This window comes from Herbidospora daliensis, from assembly GCF_001570585.1.
Taxonomy (GTDB): Bacteria; Actinomycetota; Actinomycetes; order Streptosporangiales; family Streptosporangiaceae; genus Herbidospora; species Herbidospora daliensis.
In genome coordinates this window covers 20847-46140 of sequence record NZ_BBXF01000009.1, presented here as the reverse complement: position 1 = coordinate 46140, position 25294 = coordinate 20847, and the positions used below count along the sequence as shown (strand labels likewise).

General features: G+C 71.6%; 19 protein-coding genes and 1 pseudogene. 12 read left to right on the top strand and 8 right to left on the bottom strand.

Annotated features, from left to right (window positions below):
* Positions 1-78: 78 nt before the first annotated feature.
* Both AW274_RS41620 and AW274_RS34110 read left to right on the top strand, forming a co-directional pair.
* Positions 79-2346 (top strand): serine/threonine-protein kinase, encoded by a 2268-nt coding sequence (locus AW274_RS41620; RefSeq protein ID WP_062441622.1) that lies wholly within the window; start codon positions 79-81, stop codon positions 2344-2346.
* Between the two features lie 134 nt (positions 2347-2480).
* The gene (locus tag AW274_RS34110; protein ID WP_062441619.1) at positions 2481-4130 is read left to right on the top strand and encodes a CHAP domain-containing protein; all 1650 of its coding nucleotides are present in this window, start codon (positions 2481-2483) and stop codon (positions 4128-4130) included.
* Here AW274_RS34110 and AW274_RS34105 read toward each other — a convergent pair.
* Positions 4118-4996 (bottom strand): hypothetical protein, encoded by an 879-nt coding sequence (locus tag AW274_RS34105; RefSeq protein ID WP_062441616.1) that lies wholly within the window; start codon positions 4994-4996, stop codon positions 4118-4120. The genes AW274_RS34110 and AW274_RS34105 overlap by 13 nt on opposite strands.
* Positions 4997-5200: 204 nt before the next feature.
* Here AW274_RS34105 and AW274_RS42830 point away from each other — a divergent pair.
* The 5 genes and pseudogenes from AW274_RS42830 to AW274_RS34085 all read left to right on the top strand — a co-directional run.
* Positions 5201-5623, top strand: a pseudogene (locus AW274_RS42830) (ATP-binding protein); the annotation flags it as partial.
* A 135-nt stretch (positions 5624-5758) separates the two neighbouring features.
* The gene (locus AW274_RS43090; RefSeq protein ID WP_369408691.1) at positions 5759-7804 is read left to right on the top strand and encodes a helix-turn-helix transcriptional regulator; all 2046 of its coding nucleotides are present in this window, start codon (positions 5759-5761) and stop codon (positions 7802-7804) included.
* Positions 7805-7852: 48 nt separating this feature from the next.
* Positions 7853-9169, top strand: a complete 1317-nt coding sequence (locus tag AW274_RS34095; protein WP_062441609.1) for an alkyl sulfatase dimerization domain-containing protein — start codon at positions 7853-7855, stop codon at positions 9167-9169.
* A gap of 94 nt (positions 9170-9263) precedes the next feature.
* A complete protein-coding gene (locus tag AW274_RS34090; RefSeq protein ID WP_062441607.1) occupies positions 9264-10022 on the top strand; it encodes a HipA family kinase in 759 nt (252 codons plus the stop codon).
* The gene (locus AW274_RS34085; RefSeq protein ID WP_062441604.1) at positions 10019-10405 is read left to right on the top strand and encodes a DUF3037 domain-containing protein; all 387 of its coding nucleotides are present in this window, start codon (positions 10019-10021) and stop codon (positions 10403-10405) included. Before AW274_RS34090 ends, AW274_RS34085 begins: the two co-directional genes overlap by 4 nt.
* On the opposite strand, the gene AW274_RS34080 is transcribed toward AW274_RS34085, so the two are convergent.
* From AW274_RS34080 to ispG, 3 genes are all read right to left on the bottom strand, one after another.
* Positions 10386-11228, bottom strand: coding sequence for a GNAT family N-acetyltransferase (locus AW274_RS34080; protein ID WP_062441601.1), 843 nt, complete (start codon positions 11226-11228; stop codon positions 10386-10388). The genes AW274_RS34085 and AW274_RS34080 overlap by 20 nt on opposite strands.
* A gap of 34 nt (positions 11229-11262) precedes the next feature.
* Positions 11263-12954: an alpha/beta hydrolase gene (locus tag AW274_RS34075; RefSeq protein WP_062441597.1), complete on the bottom strand. Its 1692-nt coding sequence runs from the start codon at positions 12952-12954 to the stop codon at positions 11263-11265.
* Positions 12955-13044: 90 nt separating this feature from the next.
* On the bottom strand, positions 13045-14211 hold the full coding sequence (gene ispG, locus AW274_RS34070; protein WP_062340816.1) for a flavodoxin-dependent (E)-4-hydroxy-3-methylbut-2-enyl-diphosphate synthase: 1167 nt from the start codon (positions 14209-14211) through the stop codon (positions 13045-13047).
* Between the two features lie 327 nt (positions 14212-14538).
* Between ispG and AW274_RS34065 the strand changes: the two genes are divergently transcribed.
* Positions 14539-15621, top strand: a complete 1083-nt coding sequence (locus AW274_RS34065; protein ID WP_062441595.1) for a lytic polysaccharide monooxygenase — start codon at positions 14539-14541, stop codon at positions 15619-15621.
* 133 nt (positions 15622-15754) lie between these two features.
* On the opposite strand, the gene dxr is transcribed toward AW274_RS34065, so the two are convergent.
* A complete protein-coding gene (dxr, locus tag AW274_RS34060; protein ID WP_083975308.1) occupies positions 15755-16933 on the bottom strand; it encodes a 1-deoxy-D-xylulose-5-phosphate reductoisomerase in 1179 nt (392 codons plus the stop codon).
* Between the two features lie 157 nt (positions 16934-17090).
* Here dxr and AW274_RS34055 point away from each other — a divergent pair, with 157 nt between their 5' ends.
* Both AW274_RS34055 and AW274_RS34050 read left to right on the top strand, forming a co-directional pair.
* Entirely contained in the window at positions 17091-18104 is a 1014-nt protein-coding gene (locus AW274_RS34055) for a trypsin-like serine peptidase (RefSeq protein WP_062441591.1), read from the top strand.
* A 51-nt stretch (positions 18105-18155) separates the two neighbouring features.
* A complete protein-coding gene (locus AW274_RS34050; RefSeq protein ID WP_063813838.1) occupies positions 18156-19082 on the top strand; it encodes a trypsin-like serine peptidase in 927 nt (308 codons plus the stop codon).
* Here the strand turns inward: AW274_RS34050 and ppk2 are convergent.
* Positions 19079-20002, bottom strand: coding sequence for a polyphosphate kinase 2 (gene ppk2, locus AW274_RS34045; RefSeq protein ID WP_062441588.1), 924 nt, complete (start codon positions 20000-20002; stop codon positions 19079-19081). The genes AW274_RS34050 and ppk2 overlap by 4 nt on opposite strands.
* 66 nt (positions 20003-20068) lie before the next feature.
* On the bottom strand, positions 20069-21499 hold the full coding sequence (locus AW274_RS34040; protein WP_062441584.1) for an aldehyde dehydrogenase family protein: 1431 nt from the start codon (positions 21497-21499) through the stop codon (positions 20069-20071).
* Between the two features lie 193 nt (positions 21500-21692).
* Here AW274_RS34040 and AW274_RS34035 point away from each other — a divergent pair, with 193 nt between their 5' ends.
* The gene (locus AW274_RS34035; protein WP_232320613.1) at positions 21693-22358 is read left to right on the top strand and encodes a TetR/AcrR family transcriptional regulator; all 666 of its coding nucleotides are present in this window, start codon (positions 21693-21695) and stop codon (positions 22356-22358) included.
* Here the strand turns inward: AW274_RS34035 and AW274_RS34030 are convergent.
* Entirely contained in the window at positions 22327-23712 is a 1386-nt protein-coding gene (locus AW274_RS34030) for a PucR family transcriptional regulator (protein WP_062441565.1), read from the bottom strand. The two genes, AW274_RS34035 and AW274_RS34030, sit on opposite strands and share 32 nt — an antisense overlap.
* Before the next feature lie 99 nt (positions 23713-23811).
* Here AW274_RS34030 and gabT point away from each other — a divergent pair, with 99 nt between their 5' ends.
* Positions 23812-25158 carry a 4-aminobutyrate--2-oxoglutarate transaminase gene (gene gabT, locus AW274_RS34025; protein ID WP_062441561.1) on the top strand — a complete coding sequence of 449 codons (1347 nt, stop codon included), beginning with the start codon at positions 23812-23814 and terminating at the stop codon, positions 25156-25158.
* Positions 25159-25294 lie beyond the last annotated feature (136 nt).

Below are 25294 nucleotides of genomic sequence, written 5' to 3'. Positions count from 1 at the left end.
ATGCGGTGAGACCTTCGTATGAGTACGCGGCGTTAGGTGACATTTCGCGCCGGGTGCCCGATGGAGGGGGCTTCGCAGTTGAGCACGTGGACGGTCCCGGGCTACCGGGAGGTACGCGAACTCGGCGCCGGGGGTGGCGGCCGGGTCGTGCTGGCGACCTATGAGACGACCGGAGCCTATGTCGCCATCAAGTATCTGAGCGAGACGCTGCGACGTGACCCTGGCTTCCTGGCCAGCTTCCAGCGTGAGGCCCGGCTCATGGTCGAGCTGGAGAACACGAACGTGGTGCGGCTGTACGAATACGTGCAGTCGCCCCGGGGCGAGGCGGCCATCGTGATGGAGCTCGTCGACGGGGTGTCGCTGCGGAGCATCCTGGCCGAGCACGGCAACACCTCGCCCGAGGCGGCGCTGGTGGTGCTGAAGGGGTCGCTGCTGGGCCTGTCGGCGGCGCACGCCCACGGCGTGGTGCACCGCGACTACAAGCCCGAGAACGTGCTGGTCCAGGCCGACGGCACCAGCAAGCTGGCCGACTTCGGCATCGCCAGCCACGTCGGCGAGGCGGGGCAGGCGACGGGCACGCCGTCGTACATGGCGCCGGAGCAGTGGGCCGGGAACCCGGCCAGCCCGGCGACCGACGTCTACGCGGCGACCTGCGTGTTCTTCGAGTGCCTGACCGGGCACCGGCCCTTCCACTCGCTCGACGTGGGCACCCTGCGGCGGCAGCACCAGGGGGCGCCGATCCCGACGATGGAGGTGCCGGCGTCGGTGCGGGCGCTGGTCGGGCGCGGCATGGCCAAGGATCCAATGGCCCGGCCGCCGACCGCCGACCAGTTCGTCGCCGACCTGGAGCTCGCCGCGCTGGCGGCCTACGGGCGCGACTGGGAGGAGCGCGGGCGGCGGCACCTCGCCGAGCTGGCCACGCTGATGGCGCTGATGTTCCCGCTGGCCAAGTCGTCGTCGCCCCCGCCGCAGGTGAACACCTCGCTGGCGCGCACGATCCTGAGCCAGCGGCTGACCCGGTTCGCGCCGAGGTTCGCCATCGCCGGGTCGCTGGTGGCGGCCGTGGTGATCGCGATCGTGGTGGCGGCCAACGGCCAGACCCCCGTCGCGGGCGGCACGACGTTACGCCCGCCCACGCAGACCCCGGCCCAGGAGGAGCCGACGACGGCCGTACCGGAGGAGGAGAGCCCGCCCCCGGCCACGCCGGAGGAGGAGCCGCCGACCGAGGAGCCGGCGGAGGAGACCACCACCGAGCAGCCGTCGACGGTCCTGCCGCCCGGCTCCGCCACGCCGACGGTCACCGCGACCGCCACCGCGACCGCCACGGCCGGCCCGACGACCCCCGCTCCCCCGCCGCCGCTCAAGGTCTCCGGCCTGGGCATCCAGTCGTTCGACGGCCAGTCGGCCACGATCCGGCTCGCGGCGACCACCCCGGCCCAGGTCACGATGACGGTCCGGTTCGCCGAGGGCGCCGACAAGTCGGCGCTCGACACGCTGCCGCCGCAGGTGGTCCCGCTCGCGGGCGCGACCGCCTACGCCCCCGTCGTGCAGCAGGCCTTCACCCCACCCGCCTGCGGTACGACCTCCTACCGGCGCATCACCGTCGAGACCTCGCCCTCAGCGGGCAAGGCGGCCTCGAAGACCGTCTCGGTCAAGGGCGGCCCGTGCCCGCCGCCGGCGGTCGAGAACGTCACGATCACCGGCTGGGACGGCAAGGCCGCCGGGGTGCGCCTCAAGGCCGACGGCCTCGGCCGGGTGAAGGTGCTGGCCCGCTTCGGCCGCGACGGCGAGCTCACCAAGTCGTCGAGCACGACCCTGTCGGGGCACCGGGAGTACTCCTTCACCGCCCGCACCGACCTGGGCGAACCGGCCTGCGGCCAGACCGCGACGTACGTCGTGCAGATCACCACCGAACCGGCGGCGGCCAACGGCGTCCAGACCAGCCGCAAACAGGTCACCGGGCCGAAGTGCGCCCCGCCGTCGGTCGCCCTGACGGGGTGGAACGGCACGGTGGCGACCGTGCGGGTGACCTCGGGGAGCACGGCGGCGATCACGCTGACGGTGACGTTCACCCGGACGGTCCGGGTCGGCGAGCGGGAGACCAACCCGATCGTGACGACCGCGTCGGCCGAGCTGAGCGGGGACAAGGAGTACACCCGCGACTTCCAGACGGGCTACCGGCAGGCCCCGTGCGGGGCGCGGGACGTCCGCCAGGTGAGCGTGACGGCGTCGCCGGGAGGAGACACGGCCGCGCAGACGGTGACGCTCGACGCGCCCGCCTGTCCGGTGGAGGAGGAGCCGGAAAACCCGCCGCCGTCGGAGTCGGAGCCCGGTCGAGCCCTCTGACCTGGGAAGATCCTATATGTTCCGTTTGGTCATGTTTGAGTAAAGTGAGTTGACCTGTACCTTAAAGGTCGTTGAACATCCCATTCACGCAGGTTTACCCCGAAGCGTAATGGATGTCACATATGACCCCAGAGATGCAGAAGCTCATCACGTTGTTGAGGAAGGAGATCGGATACCAAGAGCAATCCGGCGGCTACACCAAGTTCGGGGACTGGTACAACGCCGTCGAGACCGACGCTGACTACTCGTACCAGCCGTGGTGCGACATGTTCCTGTCATGGGGGGCGAACAAGCTCGGCTACAGCGACTGGTTCGGAGAGTTCTCCTACACCGTCGCGCACGCGGAGTGGTTTCAGGCGCAGGGGGCCTGGGGCCGCGAGGCAAAGCCGGGGGCGGTCGTCTTCTTCGACTGGGACGGCGGAGGAAGCGTCGACGGTATCGATCACGTAGGACTCGTGACGAAGGTGAACGGATCGCAGTTCACCTCGATCGAGGGCAACACCAGCAACATGGTCCAGGAACGAACCCACGACGAGGGGACGGTCGTCGGGTTCGGCTACCCGGAACAACTCTTGGAGAAGACCGCCGGCCCACCGGAGACCGGCACCGACACCTCGACCGACACCGACTCGGACACCGAGACCGGCACCCGCCCCGGCATGGGCCCCCACCCACGCCCGTGGGACCGGCCGGACACCAGATCCGGCGGCGGCTTCGAGGACAAACCAGGCATCGGCTTCGACGGCCGCCCCGGCCACGGCAGGGGTTCGGACACCGAATCCGGGCCTGCATCGGGCACCGGCACGGACACCGAGTCCGGATCTGACAACGGCACGAAGACCGGCCCTGGCTCGGTCACCGACTCCGAAGACCGAACCGGAACCCATACCGGTTCGCGTAACGACACCGGATCGGATGGCGGCGACGGACCTGACACCACCGCAGGCACCAGTCCCGAAAGCGACGCCGACTCCGACGCCCGAACCGGAACTCACGCCGGCACGGGCACCGGCCCCGGGAGCGACGCCGGATCCGACGCCGAGACCGGGAGCCGCACCGGCCCGGGTACCGACGCCGGAACGGACGGCAAGACCGGGACCCACACCGGATCGGACGCCGAAAGCGGAAGCCGGACCGGCGCGGGCACCCACGATGGATCCGACACCAGTGCGGGCTTCGGCCGCGGGCCTGACCGCGACGGGGCCGAGAGTGGGGCCCGACCGCATGGGCTGCCCAGGATCGAGATCGGTCCCCGGCCCGACACCAGGCTCGGTGGCGGTTCCGAGGACGGGAACGGGTTCAGGTCGGGCATCGGGTCGGACACCTGGTCCAGTCCCGGATCGCATCACGTCTGGTCGGGCATCGGCGCCGACGTCACTCCTGGGATCTCGTCCGACTCCGGCTCCCTTGCCGACGTCGGTCCCGGCGGGTGTACCGGAAGCGACGAGAACGGTTGTCCGGACCGTGGTCCGCTCGTCTGGGCCGACACCGCCGAAGAGGCCCAGACCGCCTCTGAGGCGCCCCGTGGGCCCACGCCCAAGGTGATCCTGCTCAAGGAGATGGCGGCGGAGTCGCCGCTCGTGCACGTCTCACCGGCTCCGGAGATCAGCACCCTCCCGGTGGCCGCGAGCCGGCCGGCGCCCTCCTCGGTCCCGCACGCGCTGAGCGCGCAGGGGCTCGTGGCGCCGTTGCTGGTGGTGCTCCTGGCGCTGGCCTTCCTGGCCAGCCACCGGCGCCCGGCGCCCTCGGCGTCGAAGGACTACCGGGGCCGTCACCGGCGGTAGAGCTCCGGGATCCCCAGGCGCGCCGCTCTGAGCCGCGCCCGGTGCAGACCGGTGTCTCCGTACGCCGACCCGAGCGACCACACCCGTGCCACCCAGAGGTCGTGCCCGCGCGATCCGTGCCGCAGGATCGCGTGGGCCGCCTCCGCGGCGGCCTCCCCGGCGGCGGCCTTGGCCGCGCTCACCGCGCGCACGACCTCCCCTTCGGCCCGCGACTCGTGGTCGCCGGCGACGATCGCGGCGTCGTACACCAGAGAGCCCGCGCAGTCGGCCGCGCCGGGCGGCAGGTCCGCGACCGCGCACAGGTGCCGGGCCAGGCCGACGAGCTGGGCGGCCACCGCGACGGTCGCGATCCGCAGGGCCGGCAGGGCCGACACCCGGGTGCCCAGGGGCAGGCCGGGACGCTCCGTCGCCACGCTGAACAGGCGGCGGGCCGGGTCGAGGCCGGGGCGGGGCGTCAGCCGGACCGAGGCGGGCGGGAGGGCCTCCAGGACCCCGCCGGGCCGTTCCACCACGAGCAGGCCGGCGGCGTCGGCGTCGGGGGCGTACACGGCGTCTCCGATGCGGGCCGAGACCCGCAGCTCGCCGCGGGCGAGCGGGCCGTGGAACCGCTCCGGCAGCAGCAGCGCGCCGAGCACGCACGTCTCCACCAGCGGGCCGGGCAGCGCGGCGCGGCCGGTCTCGGCGAACGCGGGCACCGTGTCGGCGAACCGCAGGCCGAGCCCGCCGGACGCCGGCGATACCAAACACCCGAGGAATCCGGTCGCGGCGAGCGCGTCCCAGCCGGGCAGCCGCGCGTCGGCGGGCGGCGCCAGGAGGGCGGCCCTCACCTGGGCGGCCAGGCCGAGCTGCTCATCGGTGTAAGCCACGATCTGTTATGTACGTTCCGGCGCACCCGACCGCCATGTCACTAATCGCCGAATCTGACGGTGAGGCCGCCGGTCTGGTCACGACCGCCGTGGCAATCTACGATTTCTGCACACATCGGGTGAACGTTCAACCGGATCACCGCGTCAGCTCTGTGACGCACGTGAAGGGGGTGACGTCCCGTCAACAGGGGCCTCGGCCGTGCCCAGCTCCTGCGTGAGCTGGAATCGGCTCTGCGGGAAACGCCGCGCACCATCCTGATCACGGGTGCCGCGGGGCTCGGCAAAACCCACTTGCTGGGTGAGCTGACCTCCCAGGCGGCGGGCTTCCGCGTGCTCAGAGGACGGGCCCGCGAGCTCGACGAGGGCCTGGCCTACGCGCCGCTCGTCGACGCCCTGGAGTCGCTCGGCCGCGAACCGAAGGCGCAGCAGCGGTTGTGGGAGCTGTACGACGCCATCGACCGCGCCGCGCTGGGGCACCAGTCTGGCCATCCGGTGGCCTCGCCGGGAGCGCTGGCCGCGCAGCTGATCGCCGCCCTGCCGGGCCGCACCCTGCTCGCCGTCGACGACGTCCACCACGCCGACGCCGACACCCTGCGGCTGCTCAAGACGCTGCCGCGCAGCTGCCCGGGGCTGGCGATCGTGGTGACCGCGCGGCGGCCGCCGTCGCTGGAGGTCGACCTGTCGATACGCCTCGACCCCCTCTCGCGGGCCGAGGTCAGGAACCTGATCACCTCGCTGCTCGACCGGGCGCCGAGCGACAGCATGCTCGACCGGGTGCTGGCCGAGAGCCAGGGCAACCCGTGGTTCGTTCAGGAGGCGGTGCTCGCGCTCGTCCAGGGCGGGGCGGTGCGCTCCCCCGACCCGGGCGCCCGCCGCGGCGCGATCCTGAGCCGCATCTTCCAGCGCGACAAGGCCGGCCGCGACCTGGCGCGGGTGCTGGCCACGCTGGGCCGCACCCGCGACACCACCGCGATCGACACGCCGGGCACCCTGGAGGAGGTCGCCGAGCTCGCCGGCCTCGACAAACGCGCCGCCGAACGCGCGCTGGTCGCGCTGGTGCGCGACGAGGTGCTGGTCGACACCGGCGACGGCTACGCCTTCGCCCACCCGCTGGTGGCCGAGGCGCTGCACACCGACCTCAACGCGGGCGAACGCCGCCGCCTGCACGCCCGCATCGCCGCGATGCTCCAGCGGCAGGGCCTCAGCGGCGCCCGCCGGGTGCTCGAATGGGCCACCCACATGGCCGAGGGCGGCTCCCCCGACGAGGCGCGGACGGCGATGCTGCGGGCCGCCGAGGTGACCCGCTGGACCGCCCCGCTGTCGGCCGCCCACTGGTACGGCCGGGCCGCCGAGATCACCGAGCACAAGGGCGAGCTGATGGCGTTACAGGCGCTGTCGTACTGGAAGGGCTCCCGCCCGGCCCTGGCGCTCAACTCGGCGCAGCGGGCGCTGGCGCTGCTGCCGCCGGGCCGCCGCCACACCCGCACCTCCTACGTGGCCGTCGGCGCCGCCCACGCGATGGGCTGGTACGACGTCGCCCTCGCGATCCTGGCCCGGCAGCTCCCCCGCGCCGACGACCCGACCGCGATGCTGGCCCAGCGGGCGCTGCTGCTCGGCGAGCTGCGCCGCCCGCCCGACGACGCCGCGCGCCTGGCCTGGGCGGGCCTGCCGAGCTGCCCGCCGGAGGATCGCGTCATCACGGCCGGGGCGCTGGCCATGTGGGCGCTGGTCGAGGGCGACTGGCCGCAGACCGAGCGGGCGGTGTCGTTCCTGCTGACGTTCGCGGCCGCGATGCCGCCCGGCGCGCGGCTGGCCGCGCTGGAGTCGGCCGCCCACGTGCTGGCGACGGGCGGCGAGCTGACCCGTCCGCTGAAGCTGCTGGAGGAGGCCGAGAACATCCACCGCGGCCTCGGCTGGCACGACATCGCCGGGCAGAACGCCCGCACCACGGCCGTGGTCCGCCGGCTGAGCGGCGAGTGGGAGAAGGCGCTGGCCGACATCCGCGTCTCGGCCGGGCCGCTGACCGAGGCGGGCCTGCTGGAGAACCACGCGCTGCTGCGCAACGTCGAGGCCGACATCCTGCTCGACCAGGGCCGCTACGACGAGGCGCGGGCGATCCTGGCCGACCCGCCGCCGGCGAGCGCGACCCAGACGGGCCTGCGGCACATGTACAACGCGCGCCTGTTCCTCGGCACCGGCGACCGCGCGGCGTCGTGGCGCTCGATCGAGCTGGCCAAGGCGACCGGGGTGCCCGAGGTGCTGCACCGGGTGCTGGCGGTGGAGGTGATCTGGCACGCCATCACCGGCGAGACCGTGGGCGCGCGGCCGGCCGCCGAGCGGCTCGACGAGTCGGCCCGCAACGGCACCCCGCGTACCAAGGTGGCCGCCGACCTGGCCATGGCGTGGGCGTTCGGCGACGCCGACCGCGCCCACGCCGCGCTGGACAAGGCGCGCGGCCTCCCCTACGAGGAGGCCCGCGCCCGTCTCATGCTCGGTCTGTACGCCGACCCGGCGCAGCTCGCCAAGGCGCACACCATCTTCACCTCGCTCGGCGCGGTCCCGTGGCGCGACCGCACCCTCCAGCACATGCGCGAGGCCGGCATCGCCCCCGCGCCCTCGGCCACCCTCACCCCGGCCGAACGCCGCGTCATCGAGCTGGTCGCCGAGGGCCGGTCGAACCCGCAGATCGCCGACGAGCTGCACTACAGCCGCAAGACGGTCGAGGTCTACCTGAGCCGCGTCTACGCGAAGACGGGTCTGCGCTCCCGCCTCGAAGTGGCCCTCGCGGTGGAGCGCGGCGAGCTGTAGGGAGCTCCCTACTGCGACAAACGAAGCCAGCACGGCACCATCGGCTCCATGGGGATCCTGGAGTACGCCGACAAGGTGTGGCGCGGAGCGGTGCGGGCACACGAGGTGCCGCTCGCCGAGCTCCGGGCCGACGGCGTGCAGGAGGTCACCGAGGGCGTCGCCATGTGGCCGGCCTTCGGCAACGTGTACGCCGTCAAGGGGGAGGCGGGGCTGGCGCTGTTCGACACGGGCAACGCCATCGACGCCCCGGCGATGCACCAGGCCATCCGGGCCTGGTCGGAGGAACCGGTTCGCTACGCCGTGTTCTCTCATGGGCACTTCGACCATGTGGGGGGAATGGAGTGCTTCGACGACGAAGATGGGACGCGGCCCATCGTCGTCGCGCATGAGGGCGTGGCGAACCGGTTCGCCCGGTACGCCCGCACCGCCGGCTACAACTCGGTCATCAACCAGCGGCAGTTCGGGTTCGGGCAGATGCAGTGGCCGGCCACCTACCGGGTGCCCGACCTGACCTACCAGGACCGGTTCACCCTGACGCTCGGGGACGTCACCTTCGAGCTCCACCACGCGCGCGGCGAGACCGACGACGCGACGTGGGCGCACATCCCCGAACGCAACATCCTGCTGACCGGCGACCTGTTCGTCTGGGTGACCCCCAGCGCCGGGAATCCGCAGCGGGTGCAGCGCTACCCCGACGAGTGGGCGGTCGCGCTGCGGACGATGGCCACGCTCGACGCGGAGATCCTGCTGCCCGGCCACGGCCTGCCGATCACCGGCGCGATGCGGGTGCGCCGGGCCCTGATCGACACGGCCGACTACCTCGACAGTCTGGTCGAGCAGACGCTCGACCTGATGAACGCGGGGGCGCGCCTCGACGAGATCCTGCACACCGTGAAGCCACCGCTGGAGTTGTCGCAGCGCCCTTACCTGCAGCCCTACTACGACGAGCCCGAGTTCATCGTGCGCAACATCTGGCGCCTGCACGGCGGCTGGCACGACGGCAACCCGGCGAGCCTCAAGCCCGCCCCGGACGCCGTCTTCGCCAGAGCCATCGCCGACCTGGCGGCGGGCGCCGGAACCGTGGCGGGGCGCGCGGTGGTCGCCGCGGCGGAGGGCGACCTTCGGCTGGCCTGCCAGCTGGCCGAGCTCGCCGTCCAGGCGGAGCCCGACGACCACAAGATCCATGAGATAAGGGCGAGGGTGTACGCCCTCCGCGTCCAGCAGGAGCCCGGGGCCATGGCCAGGGGGGTCTATGCCTGGGCCGCGGCCGAGTCACGCAGCAAGGTGACCGGCTGCGACCTGCTCGACGTTTACCACGAGGTGTCCGACGGCCGGATGTGGTGGATCCCCGCCCACGACCGCTGACCGCCTCACGGGCAGGTGCTGCCGCCGGGCCGATCGGCTCCCCCACGAGCGGCCCGGCGCACCACCCCTCGCCCAGCCGGGTAACCTGTCCGGCGTGCTGGAACGGATCACGGCGACGCGTTACGTCACGCCGCTGCGCGAGGGCGGCTCGCTCCCCGGCGTGATGGAGGCCGACGACCTCGGCACCCACGTCGTCAAGTTCCGGGGCGCCGGGCAGGGCCGCCGGGTGCTGGTCGCCGAGGTGATCTGCGCCGAGCTGGCCCGGGGCCTCGGCTTCGCCACCCCCGACCTGAAGGTGATCGACCTCGACCCGCAGCTGGGCCGCCGCGAACCCGACGAGGAGATCCAGGATCTGCTGAACGCCAGCGCGGGCGACAACCTGGCCATCGACTTCCTGCCGGGCGCGCTGGGCTTCGACCCGCCGGTCTGGAACCCCGACCCGGAGTTCGCCGGGAAGCTGATCTGGTTCGACGGCCTGATCCACAACGTCGACCGGTCGTGGCGCAACCCCAACCTGCTGGTCTGGCACGACGCGATCTGGCTGATCGACCACGGCGCGGCCCTGTGGTTCCACCACAACTGGCCGCGCGCCGACCCGCTGCGCCCCTTCGACGCGAGCGACCACGTGATGACGAGGTTCGCGGCCGAGGTGATCCCGCTCCCGGTGAGCGAAGACCTGCTGCGGCACGCGGTCTCCCAGGTCCCCGGCGATTGGCTCGGCGACGACCCCCGCGACGCCTACGTCGACCACCTGCTGACGAGAGCCGCCTCGATCGCCTGGCATCCCGACCTGACCGCGGCACCCAAGACTCCCGTGCGGACCAACACGATCGGCGGCTTCTGGCGCTCATGACCCGCGACGTCTACGAGTACGCGCTGATCCAGGTCGTCCCGGACATCGAGCGCGGCGAACTGATCAACGCCGGCGTGATCGTCTACTGCCAGCCGCGCGACTACCTGTGCGCCCGCACCGACCTCGACGCCGCGAGGCTCCAGACCCTCTGCCCGTCGGCGAACCTGCCCGGCGTGCTGCACTCCCTGATGGCCTACGAACTGAGCTGCTCAGCCGAGGAGGGGCCCTTGAACGCGGAGTCCCTGGGCAGCAGATTCCGCTGGCTGACCGCCCCGCGCTCGACCATCGTCCGCACCGGCCCGGTCCACGCGGGCCTCACGGAAGACCCGGAGGCCGCGCTGAACCGGCTGCTCGACCGCTTGGTCAGAACAGCACCGAGGTGAAGGTGTCGACCTCGTGGAAACCCACCCGGCGGTAGGCCGCTCGGGCGGGTGCGTTGTAGTCGTTCACGTAGAGGGTCACCACGGGGGCGAAGTACTTCAGGGCCTGTTCGACCACCGTCGCCATGCCCGACGAGGCGTGCCCCCGCCCCCGGTAGAGAGGGTCGACCCAGACGCCCTGGATCTGGCAGGCCTGCGGCGTCACCGCGCCGATCTCGGCCTTGAAGACCACCCGGCCCTCGTCGATGCGGGCGTAGGAGCGGCCGATGCGGATCAGCTCGGCCACCCGTGACCGGTAGAGCGCGCCGCCGTCGCCGTTGTCGGGCGAGACGCCGACCTCTTCGGTGAACATCGCCACGCAGGCGGGCAGGACGGTGCCGAACTCCTCGGGCCGCACCCGCCTGACCAGCGGATCGGGCGCCACCTGCGGGGCCGAGCTGATCGACATGACGGGCTGGGCCCAGCGGATCGCCCGCGCCGGGCCCCAATGGGGCTCCAGCCTTTCCCACAGGTGCTCCACGGCGGCCGAGGGCCCGACGATCGAGGAGCAGCGGCGGCCCTGCTTGCGGGCCCGGTCGGCGAAGGCGTGGACGGCCTCGCGGGAGGCGTTGACCGGCACCAGGTTGGCGCCGGCGTAACAGAGGGAGGTCAGCCCGCCGCGCGGGCCGAACCCCCACATCTGGCCGCCCAACCGGGAGGGACTCAGACCGACCGACCTGACCCGGGAGGCGACGAAGACGTTGGCGACCGGATCTGCGTCGAGGATCTGGAGCACCTCGTCGCGATCGTTGTCGTCCAGCACGCGCGACGCCGACGTACGCAGCATCACCCGCCCAGCCTACGCCAGACCCCCCGATTGGTCAGCGACCGAGGAGGAGTCGGGTCAACGTCTCGTGGGTCGAATCGCCTCCCGTGGAGGCCATCCGGGCGGCCGTCCGCGCCCCCGGCGCCGGGCAGGTGAGGTCGGGCTCGCTCCCCGGGCGGCGGCGCTGGGGCAGCACGCCGTCCTTCAGGTAGGCCGCCACCTGCCGGTCGACGCACGGGTTGCCGCCGAAGCTGACCCCGTGGTTGCCGCCCCCGACCAGCATCATCCGGGCCGACGGGAACCGGTCGCGGACCGTCAGCGCGCCCCGCAGCGGGGTGGCGGCGTCGCGGCGCGACTGGAGGATCAGGACCGGCGCGAAGCTCCGGTTCCCGCCCACGGCCACCGGGGTGCCCCCGGCCTGCGGCCAGAAGGCGCAGGGCAGGTTGTAGACGGTGTTGCTCCAGGTCATGAACGGCGAGCGGGCGTAGATGCGGCGGGCGTCGGCGCGCCAGGTGGCCCAGTCGCGCGGCCAGGCGGCGTCGCGGCACTGGGTGGCCAGGTAGACGGCGTAGTTGTTCTCGTCGGCGGCGTCGTTCTCGCCGTGCTTGCGGTAGGCGTTCACCAGGGCGGTGACGTCGCCCTTGCGGACGTAGTCGGAGAAGGCGCGGGCGAAGCTGGCCCAGACCGCGTCGGTGTAGCCGGCAACGGTAAAGGTGTCGTCGAGCTCGCTCGGGCCGACCACGCCCCCGGCGGGGCGTTCGGCCAGGCGCTTGCGCATGCCGTACCAGGCGAAGGAGACGTCCTCCTCGGTCTCGCCGAGGCGGAAGAGCTCGTTGTTGTCGGCCACCCAGTCGAGGAAGTCGCGGTGGCGCTCGTCGAAGGCGACGTTCTGGTCGAGGTTGGCGTCGTACCAGACCTTGGTGGGGTCGACCACGCTGTCGAGCACCATCCGGCGGACCCGGTCGGGGAACAGGGTGGCGTACACCGAACCCAGGTAGGTGCCGTAGGAGTAGCCCAGCCAGCTGATCTTCTCCTCGCCGAGGGCGCGGCGCAGCGCCTCGACGTCGCGGGCCGCGTTCTCGGTGGTCATGTACGGCAACATCCACGCGAACCGGTTGCCGCAGGCGGCGGCGTAGGTCTCGGCGCGGCCCAGCAGCACCCGCTCGGCGGCCTCGTCGGCCGGCACGTTGTCGGCGCGCGGCGGCGCGTAGTAACGCTTGGGGTCGACGCAGCTCAGCGTGGGCTTGCTGGCCCCGACGCCACGCGGGTCGAAGCCGATCACGTCGTAGCGGGCGGCCACGTCGGCCGGCAGCGAGGCGGCGACGTGGCGGGCCAGCGCGAGCCCGGAGGCCCCCGGCCCGCCGGGGTTGACCAGCAGCGGCCCCAGGTGGTTGCCGTCGCGGGGCGCGCTGCCCTTGAAGCGGTTGAGCGCGATGGTGATCTGCTGCCCGGCGGGCTGCGCCGGGTCGAGCGGCACCCGGACGTTGGCGCACTCGGGACCGGCCGCGGTCCGGGCCGGCACCGCCTGGCCCAGGCCGCCGCCGTTCCCGGTCAGCTCCTTGAGGATCTCGGCCAGCGTGGCGGGCGGAGTGCCTTTGGGGCCGGGGGTCGCGCACGCCCCCCACACGATCCGCTGCGGGGGCACGACCTGGGCGGCAACGGCCCCCTCGGGCTCCGCCACCACCCCTGCCACCAGCCCGGCGGACAGGACGGTGACCCCGGAGACCACCCCGACGACTCGCTTCACGCGCTCTCTCCTCTGCTCACACGACAGAGGCCAGCTTCCCCCAAGTGACGGGGCGATCACACGGAGTCGCCGAAGCGGATTACCGAATCATCACCGGACGATGACCTGCGGCCCAGGAGCGTCGTCGTCGTCGAGGTCGACGTCGACGCCCATCTCCTCGGCCAGCCGCAGCGCCTCTTCGATCAGGGTCTCGACGATCTGCGACTCGGGCACGGTCTTGACGACCTCGCCCTTGACGAAGATCTGGCCCTTGCCGTTGCCGGAGGCGACGCCGAGGTCGGCCTCGCGGGCCTCGCCGGGGCCGTTGACGACGCAGCCCATGACGGCCACCCGCAGCGGCACCTTCAGCCCGTCGAGCCCGGCGGTGACCTGGTCGGCGAGGGTGTAGACGTCGACCTGGGCCCGGCCGCAGGAGGGGCAGGAGACGATCTCGAGGCCGCGCTGCTTCAGGTTGAGGGATTCGAGGATCTGGTTGCCGACCTTGACCTCTTCGACGGGCGGCGCCGACAGGGACACCCGGATGGTGTCGCCGATGCCCTCGGCCAGCAGCGCGCCGAAGGCGACCGCCGACTTGATCGTGCCCTGGAAGGCCGGCCCGGCCTCGGTCACGCCCAGGTGGAGGGGGTAGTCGCACTTCTCGGCCAGCAGCCGGTAGGCCTTGATCATGACGACCGGGTCGTTGTGCTTGACCGAGATCTTGATGTCGCGGAAGTCGTGCTCCTCGAACAGGGAGCACTCCCACAGGGCCGACTCAACGAGCGCCTCGGGGGTGGCCTTGCCGTACTTGGCGAGCAGGCGGGGGTCGAGGGAGCCGGCGTTCACGCCGATGCGGATCGGCACCCCGTGGTCCTTGGCCGCGCGGGCGATCTCGCCGACCTTGTCGTCGAACTTCTTGATGTTGCCGGGGTTGACCCGGACCGCCGCGCAGCCGGCCTCGATGGCGGCGAACACGTACTTCGGCTGGAAGTGGATGTCGGCGATGACCGGGATCTGCGACTTCCTGGCGATCATGGGGAGGGCGTCGGCGTCGTCCTGCGACGGGACGGCGACCCGGACGATCTGGCAACCCGACGCGGTGAGCTCGGCGATCTGCTGCAGGGTGGCGTTGACGTCGGCGGTGAGCGTGGTGGTCATGGACTGCACGGAGATCGGGGCGTCACCCCCGACCGGCACCGAGCCCACCATGATCTGACGCGAGCGGCGCCGGGGGGAGATCGGCTTGACCGGGAGGGAGGGAATCCCAAGATCAACAGACATTTCAGCACCTTGCGCTAAGAGTCGTCCTTGACGTCCATCAGTCTAGGCAGGCGGCGGATCGGCCAAACCCGCGCGCCCACCCGCTGCCCCAGCTTCCGATGAATCATTCATCGCCGACCTGGGCAAAAGCCGCGAACGACCCCTGTGACCTGGGCAGGCCGGAAAGCCCGATTTACATTCCGAATCGCGTGAGCGCTCCCGCAGCAGTGCGGCGTTTGGCCGCCCCATAACGAGGCTGGCAGCAGCCATCGCCAGGTGAAAGGGACATCCGTGGTCAAACCACGTAGTAGAACGCTCAGATTCAGGATCACCGCCATAACCACCGCGATGGTGGCGCTGGCGGCCACGGCGGTGACCATGCTGGTCTCCAGCCCCGCCCAGGCCCACGGTGCGCTGATGGTGCCGGGCAGTCGTACGTACCTGTGCTGGAAGGACGGCCTCAACGGCAACGGCGCCATCCAGCCCAAGAACGCGGCCTGCGCCGCGGCCGTCGCCCAGAGCGGCACCAACTCCCTCTACAACTGGTTCGCGACGCTCCGCTCCGACGGCGCGGGCCGGATGTCCGGGTTCATCCCCGACGGCTCCCTGTGCTCCGGCGCGGCGGTCGTCTACAACTTCAGCGGCTTCGACCTGGCCCGCAACGACTGGCCGGTCACGCACCTGACCTCGGGCGCCAACATCCAGATGCGGTACAACAAGTGGGCCGCCCACCCGGGCACGTTCCGCCTGTACATCACCAAGGACTCGTGGAGCCCGACCCGCCCGCTCGCCTGGAGCGACCTCGAGTCGACCCCGTTCGACTCCTCGACCAACCCGCCGAGCGTCGGCAACCCGGGCAACGAGAACGCCTACTACTACTGGAACGCCAACCTGCCGTCGGGCAAGAGCGGCCGTCACATCATCTACTCGGTGTGGCAGCGCTCCGACAGCAACGAGACGTTCTACGGCTGCTCCGACGTCGTCTTCGACGGCGGCAACGGCCAGGTGACCGGCATCGGCGGCACCTCCAGCCCGTCGCCCAACCCGACGCCGACGCCGACCCCCACGCCCACCCCGACGCCCACGCCCACCCCGACGCCGACCCCCACCCCGTCGCCCAGCGGCGGCACCGGCGGCTGCACGGCGACGTACTCGATCGCCAGCTTCTGGCCGGGGGCCTTCAACGGTTCGGTGACGGTCAAGGCCGGCAACGCCGCCATCTCGGGATGGACGGTCAGGTGGACCTTCGCCAACGGCCAGACCATCAGCCAGATGTGGGGCGCGACCCATACCTCATCGGGCGGCCAGGTGACGGCCGTGCCCGAGAGCTACAACCGCAACCTGGCGGCGAACGCCTCAGCCACATTCGGCTTCCTCGCCTCCCAGTCGGGCACCAACCCGATCCCGACCCTCACCTGCACCGCAGCGTGACCTGATGTGATCTGAGAAGGCCCGGGGCTCTGACCACCCCGGGCCTTTTCACGCCCTCTCCCGTCACGGCTCCGCCTACCCGGCGCCGACCGGCCGCGCGGGCCGGGCGCCGCGACGTCCAAGCCCGCGACGTCTAAGCGGTCAGTTCGGCCGCCCGCGCGCGGGCCCAGGCGTCGGCCGCCAGGACCTCCTCGATCGACTCGGCCCGGCCGACCTCGTGCTCCTCGACCACCTCGGCCACGGTGTCGACGATCGCCAGGAACGGCAGCGCGCCCTTCATGAACGCCTCGACGCACACCTCGTTGGCCGCGTTGTAGACCGCGGGCGCGGTGCCGCCCTGTTCCCCCACGTGGCGGGCCAGCGGCACCGACGGGAACGCCTCGACGTCGAGCGGCTCGAAGGTCCAGGTGTTGGCGCGGGTCCAGTCAACCGGCGACGACACGCCGGGGAAGCGGCCGGGGTGGCTGAGCGCGAGCGCGATCGGCAGCCGCATGTCGGGCGGGCTGGCCTGCGCGACCGTCGACCCGTCGACGAACTCGACCATCGAGTGGATCACCGACTGCGGGTGGACGACCACCTCGATCCGGTCGAACCCGATGTCGTAGAGCAGATGCGCTTCGATGACCTCAAGGCCCTTGTTGACCAAGGTCGCCGAGTTGATCGTGATGACCGGGCCCATGTTCCAGGTCGGGTGGTTGAGCGCCATCTCGGGCGTCACGTCGGCCAGGTCGGCCCGCCGCCGCCCCCGGAACGGCCCGCCGCTCGCGGTGACGATCAGCTTGCGCACCGCCTCCGGCCGGTAACCGCCGGGACCGGACGCCCACAGGCACTGCGCCAGCGCCGAGTGCTCGGAGTCGACCGGCAGGATCTGCCCCGGCGCGGCCAGCCGCTTGACCAGCGGACCGCCGATGATCAGCGACTCCTTGTTGGCCAGCGCGAGGGCGGTGCCCGCCTTGAGGGTCTCCAGGGTGGAGGTCAGCCCCAGCGCGCCGGTGATCCCGTTGAGCACGATGTCGCAGGGCCGGGAGGCCAGCTCGGCCACCCCTTCGGGGCCTGCCAGCAGTTCGGGCGCGGCCCCCCGTGCGCTCAGCGCCTCGCGGAGCGCGGGCAGCGCCGCCGGGTCGGCCACGGCGACGGACGGGACGCCGAACTCGGCGGCCTGTCGCGCCAGCAGGTCGGGACGGCCCCCGCCGGCGGCCAGCCCGGCCACCCGGAACCCGTTGCGGGCGATGACGTCGAGAGCCTGGGTGCCGATCGAGCCGGTCGAGCCGAGCACCGTGATCGAACGTGAGGGGATTTCCGGTCGGTTCACCGCACCATTGTGCGCCACGTCCCGGTACGCCTGAGCCTCGGGTTATTCCAGGCAATCTATGCCCGTATCCCGCTATATCCATATGTACATAAAGGAGAAAGCAGGACACCGGGGTCGCTAATTTCGCGCGTCAGGACATCCGATAACGGAGGTACGCATGCGATTGGCCCCCTTAGTCACCGTCCCGATCGTGGCCGCGCTGTTGCCCGCCGCGGTCGCCCAGGGCGCGGAGCCCAAGCCGGTGGCCGTGGCGGCCGCCGACACCAAGAGCGAGCAGCGCGCGGTGGAGAACTTCTGGACCGAGGCCAAGATGGAGGCCGCCAAGCCGCTCGACGCCCCGGCGGCCAGCGCCCAGCGGTTCGCCAGCGGCGCGGCCGCCTTCCTCGACCTGCCCGACGCCAAGCCCGCCTCGGTCAAGCCCACCCTCACCGCCGACGCCGCCGCCGGGCAGCCCGCCGCCGCCTCGGCCACCTCCGACGGCGCCCCCTGGAACGGCGGCGGCGCCGTGGTGAAGACCACGGGCCGGGTCTTCTTCACCGTCGCCGCGGGCTCCGGGGCCGGGCGCAACGCCTCCTGCTCGGGCAACGCCGTGACGAGCGCCAACAAGAGCGTCGTCATCACCGCCGGGCACTGCGTGCGCCTCGGTGGAGCGTTCCACAAGAACTGGGTGTTCGTGCCGGGCTACGACAGCGGCGAGCGCCCCTTCGGCACCTGGGTCGCCACCGACCTGCTGACCACGCCGCAGTGGAGCCGCAGCGAGGACATGAACCACGACCTCGCGGCGGCCGTGGTGGCCCCGCTCGACGGGGAGTACCTGACCGACGTGGTCGGCGGCCAGGGCATCGCCTTCAACCAGCCGCGCGGCCGCCAGATGTACGCCTTCGGCTTCCCCGCCGCCGCGCCGTACAACGGCTCGAAGCTGACCTACTGCAGCGGGCGGGTCTTCGACGACTTCCTGCTGTCGGACGACCTCGGCCTGAACTGCGACATGACCGGCGGCTCGTCGGGCGGGCCCTGGTTCTCGAACTTCAACGAGAAGACCGGCGCGGGCATGCTGAACTCGGTGAACAGCTTCAAGTACAACTTCGCCAGCTTCTGGATGTTCGGTCCCTACTTCGGCGGCGAGGCCCAGGCGCTTTACAACGCCGCCCAGCGCACCTCGCTCACCTGATTTACCAAAAGTAGTCATACGAACACGGATAGTGGTCCACAATCTGGGGCCATGACCCCCGTCCTGACCGCGCTGACGCTCGTCCTCGCCTCGCTGAACCCGGCCGCCGTGCCGCCGCCCGACGTCGTCCACCACTGGGCCGCGGCCGCGCCGGCCGGCTACTGGACGCCGGAGCGCATGGCGAAGGCCCTGCCCATCGGGCTGCTGGAAGTGGTGCGGCAGCTCTCCGAGAACCTCGGGCCGAAGCGGAAACGCCAGGCGGCCCCGGCGAAGACGCGCCAGGCCCGGCGGGCGCCGGTGTCCTCGGCGCGGTGGCAGTCCGGTGGCCTGGTGGGGCGGGCCGCCGGCCGGGTCTTCCTGACCATGGACGGCGTCGACTTCGTCTGCTCGGCCGGGTCGGTCCGGTCGGCCAACCGCGACGTCGTGGTCACCGCGGGCCACTGCGTCAAGGACGGCACCGGCGCGTGGGCCCGCAACTGGGTGTTCGTGCCCGGCTACGACGAGGGCGCCCGCCCGCTGGGCACGTTCTCGGCCCGCCGCATGTTCGTCGCCGGGCCCTGGTCACGGGCCGCCGACGACAGCTACGACGTGGGCATGGTCGCCCTCAACCCCCAGCTGGGCCGGCACGTCAACGACGCCGCGGGCGCCCTGGAGATCGGCTTCGGGGTGAAGCGCGGCCAGCAGACCCACGGATTCGGCTACCCGGCCGACCCGCCCTACGACGGCGAGCGCCTCATGTACTGCGCCGGGTCGGCCCGGCCCGACCCCCACAGCCAGACCCACGACCAGGGGCTCCGGTGTGACCTGACGGCGGGGGCGAGCGGCGGCCCGTGGCTGACCGGCTTCGACGCGGCCACGGGACGCGGCACGGTGACATCGGTCAGCAGCTTCAAGTACAGCGACGACAACTCGATGATGTACGGCCCCTACTTCGGCAGCGCCGCCAAGCAGGTGTTCGACATGGCCGAGAAGGCCTAGAGGCTGAACTCGTTCGTGTCGTCCGACAGGTCCTCGTCGACGATGTCGGCGGCCTGCCTGACGATCAGGGGGTCGGGGGTGCCGACGATCGTGGTGTCCTTGTCGTCGTAGTCGAACAGGCTCAGCACGTGGCGCATCGCCTCGACCCGGCCGCGCTTCTTGTCGTTCGACTTGATGACCGTCCAGGGGGCCTCGTCGGTGTCGGTGCTGACGAACATGCGCTCCTTGGCCTGGGTGTACTCGTCCCACTTGTCGAGGGAGGCGATGTCCATCGGGGAGAGCTTCCACTGGCGTACCGGGTCGACCTGCCTGATCACGAACCGGGTGCGCTGCTCGGCGCGGGACACCGAGAACCAGAGTTTGACCAGCTTGATCCCGTCGCGGACGAGAAGCTTCTCGACCATCGGGGCCTGGACCATGAACTCCTCGTACTGCTCGTCGGTGCAGAAGCCCATGACCCGTTCGACGCCGGCGCGGTTGTACCACGACCGGTCGAACAGCACGATCTCGCCGGCGGCCGGCATGTGGTTGATGTAGCGCTGGAAGTACCACGAGGTGCGTTCGCGCTCGCTGGGCTTCTCCAGCGCGACCACGGTGGCGCCACGGGGGTTCAGGTGCTCCATGAAGCGCTTGATCGTGCCGCCCTTGCCGGCCGCGTCGCGGCCCTCGAACAGGATGACCAGGCGGCCGCCGGTGTCCTTCAGCCAGTACTGCAGCTTCAGCAGCTCGATCTGGAGCAGCCGCTTGTCGCGCTCGTAGCTGGGGCGCTCGAGACGCTGGTTGTAGGGGTAGTGCTCACGCCAGGTGTCCACCGGGCTGCCGTCGGAACGCAGCAGCACCGGATCGTCGTCGCCGTCTTCGTCATTGACCCACAGTCCCGGGGTGCGGCCCAGGAGGTCCACGACATCGTCCGCCTTCATGGCCGAAGCCTTTACCTAATCAGGGAGACCCAATCCCCTATGCCCGTTTTTGTCACCCAAAATTCGTCAGAGCGTCAAGCCCGTAAGGACCATCACCTTCTCGTAGCTGTAGTCGTTCATTGCCGACCGCAGGCCCTCACGGCCGACGCCGGAGTCCTTCACGCCGCCGTAGGGCATCTGGTCGGCCCGGTAGGAGGGCACGTCGCCGATGATCACGCCGCCCACCTCCAGCTCCCGGTTGGCCCGGAACGCCAGGTCGAGGCTGCGGGTGAACACGCCGGCCTGCAGGCCGTACGCCGAGTCGTTGACCTCGGCGAAGGCCGCGTCGGGCCCGTTGACGCGCTGGACGACCAGGACCGGCCCGAAGACCTCCTCGCAGACCACCTTGGCGTCCTTGCGCACGTTGGCGAGCACGGTCGGGGCGTAGGTCGCGCCGTCGCGGGTGCCGCCGGCCAGCACCTTGGCGCCGGCCGCGACCGCCTCGTCGACCCACGCCTGGACACGTTCGGCGGCCTCCACCGAGACCAGCGGCCCGACCTGGGTCTTCTCGTCGGCGGGGTCGCCGGTGACCAGGGCGTTCACGGCCTCGACGAGCTTGCCCTCGAAGGCGTCGGCGACCAGTTCGTCGACGATCACCCGCTGGACGGCGATGCAGCTCTGCCCGGCCTGGTAGTTGGAGAACAGCGCGATCCGGGTGGCGGCCCAGTCGAGGTCGGCGTCGGCGAGCACCACGGCCGCCGCGTTGCCGCCGAGTTCGAGGGTGACGTGCTTGCGGGGCACCTGGTCCATGATCGCGTACCCGACCGGGGTGGAGCCGGTGAAGGACACCACCGGCAGGCGCGGGTCGTCGACCAGCGCGGCGGCCCGGTCGTTGGGCACCGTGAGAACCGAGAACACGCCCTCGGGCAGGTCGGTCTCGGCCAGGATCTCGCCCAGCACCAGCGCCGACAGCGGCGTCTTGGGGGCCGGCTTGACGATCACCGGCGCGCCGACCGCGATGGCCGGGGCGACCTTGTGGGCGACCAGGTTGAGCGGGAAGTTGAAGGGCGAGATCGCCAGCACGGGCCCGCGCGGCACCCGGGAGACGTAGGCCATGCGGCCCGCGGCGGCGGCCTCGGTGTCGAGGCGGACCACCTCGCCGCTGAACCGGCGGGTCTCCTCGGCGGCGAAGCGGAAGGTGGAGACGGCCCGGTTCACCTCTCCCCTGGCCCAGAACATCGGCTTGCCGTTCTCACCGCTGATCAGCCGGGCCAGTTCGTCGGCCCGCTCGGCGATGCGCCGCGACACGTGGGCGAGCGCCTCGGCCCTGACGTGGATCGGCAGCGCCGCGGCCTGACGCGCCACCGCGTGGGCGGCGGCCACCGCCTCCTCCACCTGATCGGGGGTCGCGAAGGAGGTCACCCCGACGGTCCGGCCGTCGTGGGAGTTGGTGACGATCAGCTCGGCCTCTCCCTTCGCGGGACGGCCGGCGATCCAGAAAGGCATGGCAACGCTCATGCAACCGACGCTATGCCACTATCGTGTAACGGGCCTTACTCCGCATCGCACAATCGGCTGCAATCTTCTGGCCATTGCGGACAAGTCCCCATGTTCCAACCCCATGTCACGGTTGCGCCGCAATTTCGGGATGTTTTCCATTGCGGTGCGGTTTGAACGCTGAGTGGCGTGGTTAAGTCAAGGTTCGGGTCCGATGCGAGGGCCCCTTGATGAGAAGGGCTCGTCGCTCATGGCCACGCCGGTCCCGCTCGGATTGCAGGGCGCGTACGCTCTCGGCCAGCGGAGTACCTACGACGAGCTACGCACCAAACTCCTCGACGTCGCGAGCGAACTGCTGATCAGCGCGGGGCCCGAGAGCCTGACCGTGCGGCGCATCGCCGCCGAGGCCGGGTGCGCCACCACCGTCATCTACACGATGTTCGGCAGCAAAGAGGGCCTGGCCGAGGCGCTCTACCTCGAAGGCTTCGAACGTTTCCGCCGCCGCCTGGCCGCCCTGCCGGCGCGCACCGACCCGTTCGAATACCTCCTGTCGCTCGGCCCGGCCTACCGCGAGGCGGCGCTGGCCGAGCCCGGCTACTACAGCCTGATGTTCGAGCGGGCCATCCCGGGCTTCGTCCCGTCAGAACGGGCCCGCACCCTCGCCCGCGCGGCGCTCAACCTGTTCGACCGGGTGATCTCCGACTGCATCTCGGCGGGCTACCTGACCCCGACCCAGCCCCGCAAGATCGCCGACGCGTTGTGGGCCGCCGCCCAGGGGGCGATCTCACTGGAACGTGCCGGGCATCTGCCCGACGCCCAGACCTACACCGTGGTCACCAACGCCACGATCAACCAGTTCGTGGTGGCCCAGGCGCACTGAGCGCGATCCACAACTCCGCCCGCGCGGCCGGGTCGTCGAGGTCGCGGCCGAGCAGGTCGGCCGCCTTCTTCATGCGATAACGCAGGGTGTGCCGGTGCACGCCCAGCCGCTGCGCGGCGGCGTCCCAGTGGCCGTTGCAGGCGAGGTACGCCTGAAGGGATTCCCGCAGGTCACCACGTTGCTCGTCGAGCGGGGCCAGCAGCACGGCGGCGTAGGCGCGCACCGCCTCGGGGTCGAGCAGGTCGAGCAGGCCCTGGCCCGCCAGGTCGGCGAAGCCCAGCTTCCCGCGCCCGGCCCGGTAGGCCCGCATCGCCTGGTCGACGGCGGCCGCGACGCCGGTCAGCGGGCCGGGCAGGCTGATCCCGACGTCGCCGTCGAAGGCGTCGCGCAGGCCCGGCACCTCCGACTCTCCGCAGATCACGACGGTCGCGTCGCCGTAGGGCGCGTGGAAGGCCCTGATCGGGCCGCTCTCGGCGACCGCCAGCACCACGACGGGATCGGCGGGCAGCGTCACGCCGACGTCCGACAACACCGCGCGGGCCGTCTCGGTCTCCCCCGCGACCAGCAGCCGCAGCACCGCCGAGCGCAGCCGCTCGGGGGCGGCGCCCTGCTCCAGCGCCAGGGTCAGCAGCGAGGCCGCCGCGTTGACGATCGTGTGGGCGATCGGCGTGAAGGGGTGGCCGGCGCCGACGGCGAAGAAGCCGCGTCCGCCCAGGGGCTGGACCACGACGTTCTCCTGCGGCCCGGCCAGCGCGACGGCCGCCGCGCCGCTCCTGAGCCGGGCGAACTCGCTGCGCAGCCCGGCGGCGCGCTCCTCCGCCTCGGGCGGGGTGGCGTGGCGGACCGTGCCGGTCTCGTCGAGCAGCACCACCCAGCCGCCGAGCTCGCGGGCCAGCCGGTCGGCCACCGACGCCGCGCCGTCGCCGCGCAGGGCGGCCCTGGTCAGCCGGCCCTGGGCCTCGAAGGCCCCGGTGATCTCCTCGTAGTGTTCGGCGGCCAGCAGGTCGCTGACGGCCTTCCCGATGGCGATGAAGGGGGTCTCCCTGGCCACCTCGACCAGCGGCAACCCCGCCTCGGCCGCCGCCGCGACCAGCTCGGCGGGCACCCGCGCGTGGCTGAGGCCGATGCCGAAGCCGAGGCCCGCGACACCCCGGTCCACGAGCCGGGTGATGTACGGTCGCCACGAGGCCGTCCGCATCCCGGTGGTGAGCACCAGCTCGTCGCCCTCCAGGAACGGCGTGGGATCCTCCAGCTCGCTCACCGCGACCCAGCGCACCGGGCGGTCGAGCGCGCCCGACCCGGCCAGCACGCGCAGCCCGGCCATGCTGGTGATCCTGCGCAGGGACGGCGCCACCTATCGGCCCCCTCGTTGTCCATTCCGGCACGTGGCGATCCTCGATTCTGCCACGTCGGAGCATCGAGACTTCGCACCGGGGCACGTAACGTCGAGCACATGACCACTACAGCCCACGGCGGCCCGGGGCTTCCCCAGGAGCGCCGCCTCGTCACCGAGATCCCCGGCCCCAAGTCGCGGGAGATGTTCTCCCGCAAGCAGTCGGCGGTGCCCGCCGGCGTGGGCACCACCCTGCCGGTCTTCGTGACGAAGGCCGGTGGCGGCGTGCTGGTCGACGCCGACGGCAACTCCCTGATCGACTTCGGTTCGGGCATCGCCGTCACCAACGTCGGCAACGCCGCCCCGAAGGTGGTCGAGCGGGTCCAGCGGCAGGTGGCCGACTTCACCCACACCTGCTTCATGATCACGCCGTACGAGTCGTACGTCGCCGTCTGCGAGAAGCTCAACACGATCACCCCGGGTGACCACGAGAAGCGCACGTTCCTGGTGAACAGCGGCGCCGAGGCGGTGGAGAACGCGGTCAAGGTGGCCCGCCTGGCGACCGGCCGCCCTGCGGTGGTGGCCTTCGACCACGGCTACCACGGCCGCACCCTGCTGACCATGACGCTGACGGCCAAGAACATGCCGTACAAGCAGGGCTTCGGGCCCTATGCCCCCGAGGTCTACCGCATGCCGCTCGCCTACCCCTACCGGTGGCCGGGCGAGAACGTGGCCGAGGAGGCCGCGGCGCAGGCGATCGACCAGATCACCAAGCAGATCGGGGCCGAGAACGTCGCCGCGGTGATCATCGAGCCCATCGCGGGCGAGGGCGGCTTCATCGTGCCGGCGAAGGGCTTCCTGCCGCGCATCAAGGAGTTCTGCGAGGCCAACGGCATCGTGTTCATCGCCGACGAGATCCAGACCGGCTTCGGCCGGACGGGCCAGATGTTCGCCTGCGAGGACGAGGGCGTCGTGCCCGACATCATCACCACGGCCAAGGGCATCGCGGGCGGCCTGCCGCTGGCCGCCGTGACCGGCCGCGCCGAGCTCATGGACGCCGTGCACGCCGGCGGCCTGGGCGGCACCTACGGCGGCAACCCGGTGGCCTGCGAGGCGGCCCTGGGCGTGCTGGAGACGATCGAGGAGGAGGGCCTGGTCGAGCGGGCCCGCGCGATCGGCGACGTGATGCTGCCGCGCCTGCGCGCCCTCCAGGAGCGCTCGGGGATCATCGGCGACGTGCGCGGCCGGGGCGCCATGACGGCGATCGAGCTGGTCGTCCCCGGCACGAAGGACCCGAACCCGGCCGCGGCGGCGGAGATCGCCAAGCGGTGCCACGCGGAGGGGCTCGTGGTGCTGACCGCCGGCACCTACGGCAATGTGCTCCGGTTCCTCCCGCCGTTGGTGATTCCGGACCACCTGCTCGACGAGGGTTTGACCATCCTCGAAAAAGCCGTCAGCGAGGTGTGATTCACAACAAAGCGGGCACCCGGCTTGTGGCCGGGTGCCCCTTTTGTTGTTGTACGCCCTGTCGGATGCCAGTCATTTAACCCTGACTTGGCGTCGAGCTAGTCGATCACACCAGGTAGTCGCGTTATAACGGTTC

Excerpts from the sequence above, each read along its gene's own strand:
- AW274_RS34110 (WP_062441619.1), top strand. The coding sequence starts at position 2,481 with ATGCAGAAGCTCATCACGTTGTTGAGGAAGGAGATCGGATACCAAGAG.
- AW274_RS43090 (WP_369408691.1), top strand. The coding sequence starts at position 5,759 with ATGCTCGACCGGGTGCTGGCCGAGAGCCAGGGCAACCCGTGGTTCGTT.
- AW274_RS34095 (WP_062441609.1), top strand. The coding sequence starts at position 7,853 with ATGGGGATCCTGGAGTACGCCGACAAGGTGTGGCGCGGAGCGGTGCGG.
- AW274_RS34085 (WP_062441604.1), top strand. The coding sequence starts at position 10,019 with ATGACCCGCGACGTCTACGAGTACGCGCTGATCCAGGTCGTCCCGGAC.
- AW274_RS34080 (WP_062441601.1), bottom strand. The coding sequence starts at position 11,228 with ATGCTGCGTACGTCGGCGTCGCGCGTGCTGGACGACAACGATCGCGAC.
- ispG (WP_062340816.1), bottom strand. The coding sequence starts at position 14,211 with ATGTCTGTTGATCTTGGGATTCCCTCCCTCCCGGTCAAGCCGATCTCC.
- AW274_RS34065 (WP_062441595.1), top strand. The coding sequence starts at position 14,539 with ATGGTGGCGCTGGCGGCCACGGCGGTGACCATGCTGGTCTCCAGCCCC.
- AW274_RS34055 (WP_062441591.1), top strand. The coding sequence starts at position 17,091 with ATGCGATTGGCCCCCTTAGTCACCGTCCCGATCGTGGCCGCGCTGTTG.
- AW274_RS34050 (WP_063813838.1), top strand. The coding sequence starts at position 18,156 with ATGACCCCCGTCCTGACCGCGCTGACGCTCGTCCTCGCCTCGCTGAAC.
- ppk2 (WP_062441588.1), bottom strand. The coding sequence starts at position 20,002 with ATGAAGGCGGACGATGTCGTGGACCTCCTGGGCCGCACCCCGGGACTG.
- AW274_RS34040 (WP_062441584.1), bottom strand. The coding sequence starts at position 21,499 with ATGAGCGTTGCCATGCCTTTCTGGATCGCCGGCCGTCCCGCGAAGGGA.
- AW274_RS34035 (WP_232320613.1), top strand. The coding sequence starts at position 21,693 with ATGCGAGGGCCCCTTGATGAGAAGGGCTCGTCGCTCATGGCCACGCCG.
- gabT (WP_062441561.1), top strand. The coding sequence starts at position 23,812 with ATGACCACTACAGCCCACGGCGGCCCGGGGCTTCCCCAGGAGCGCCGC.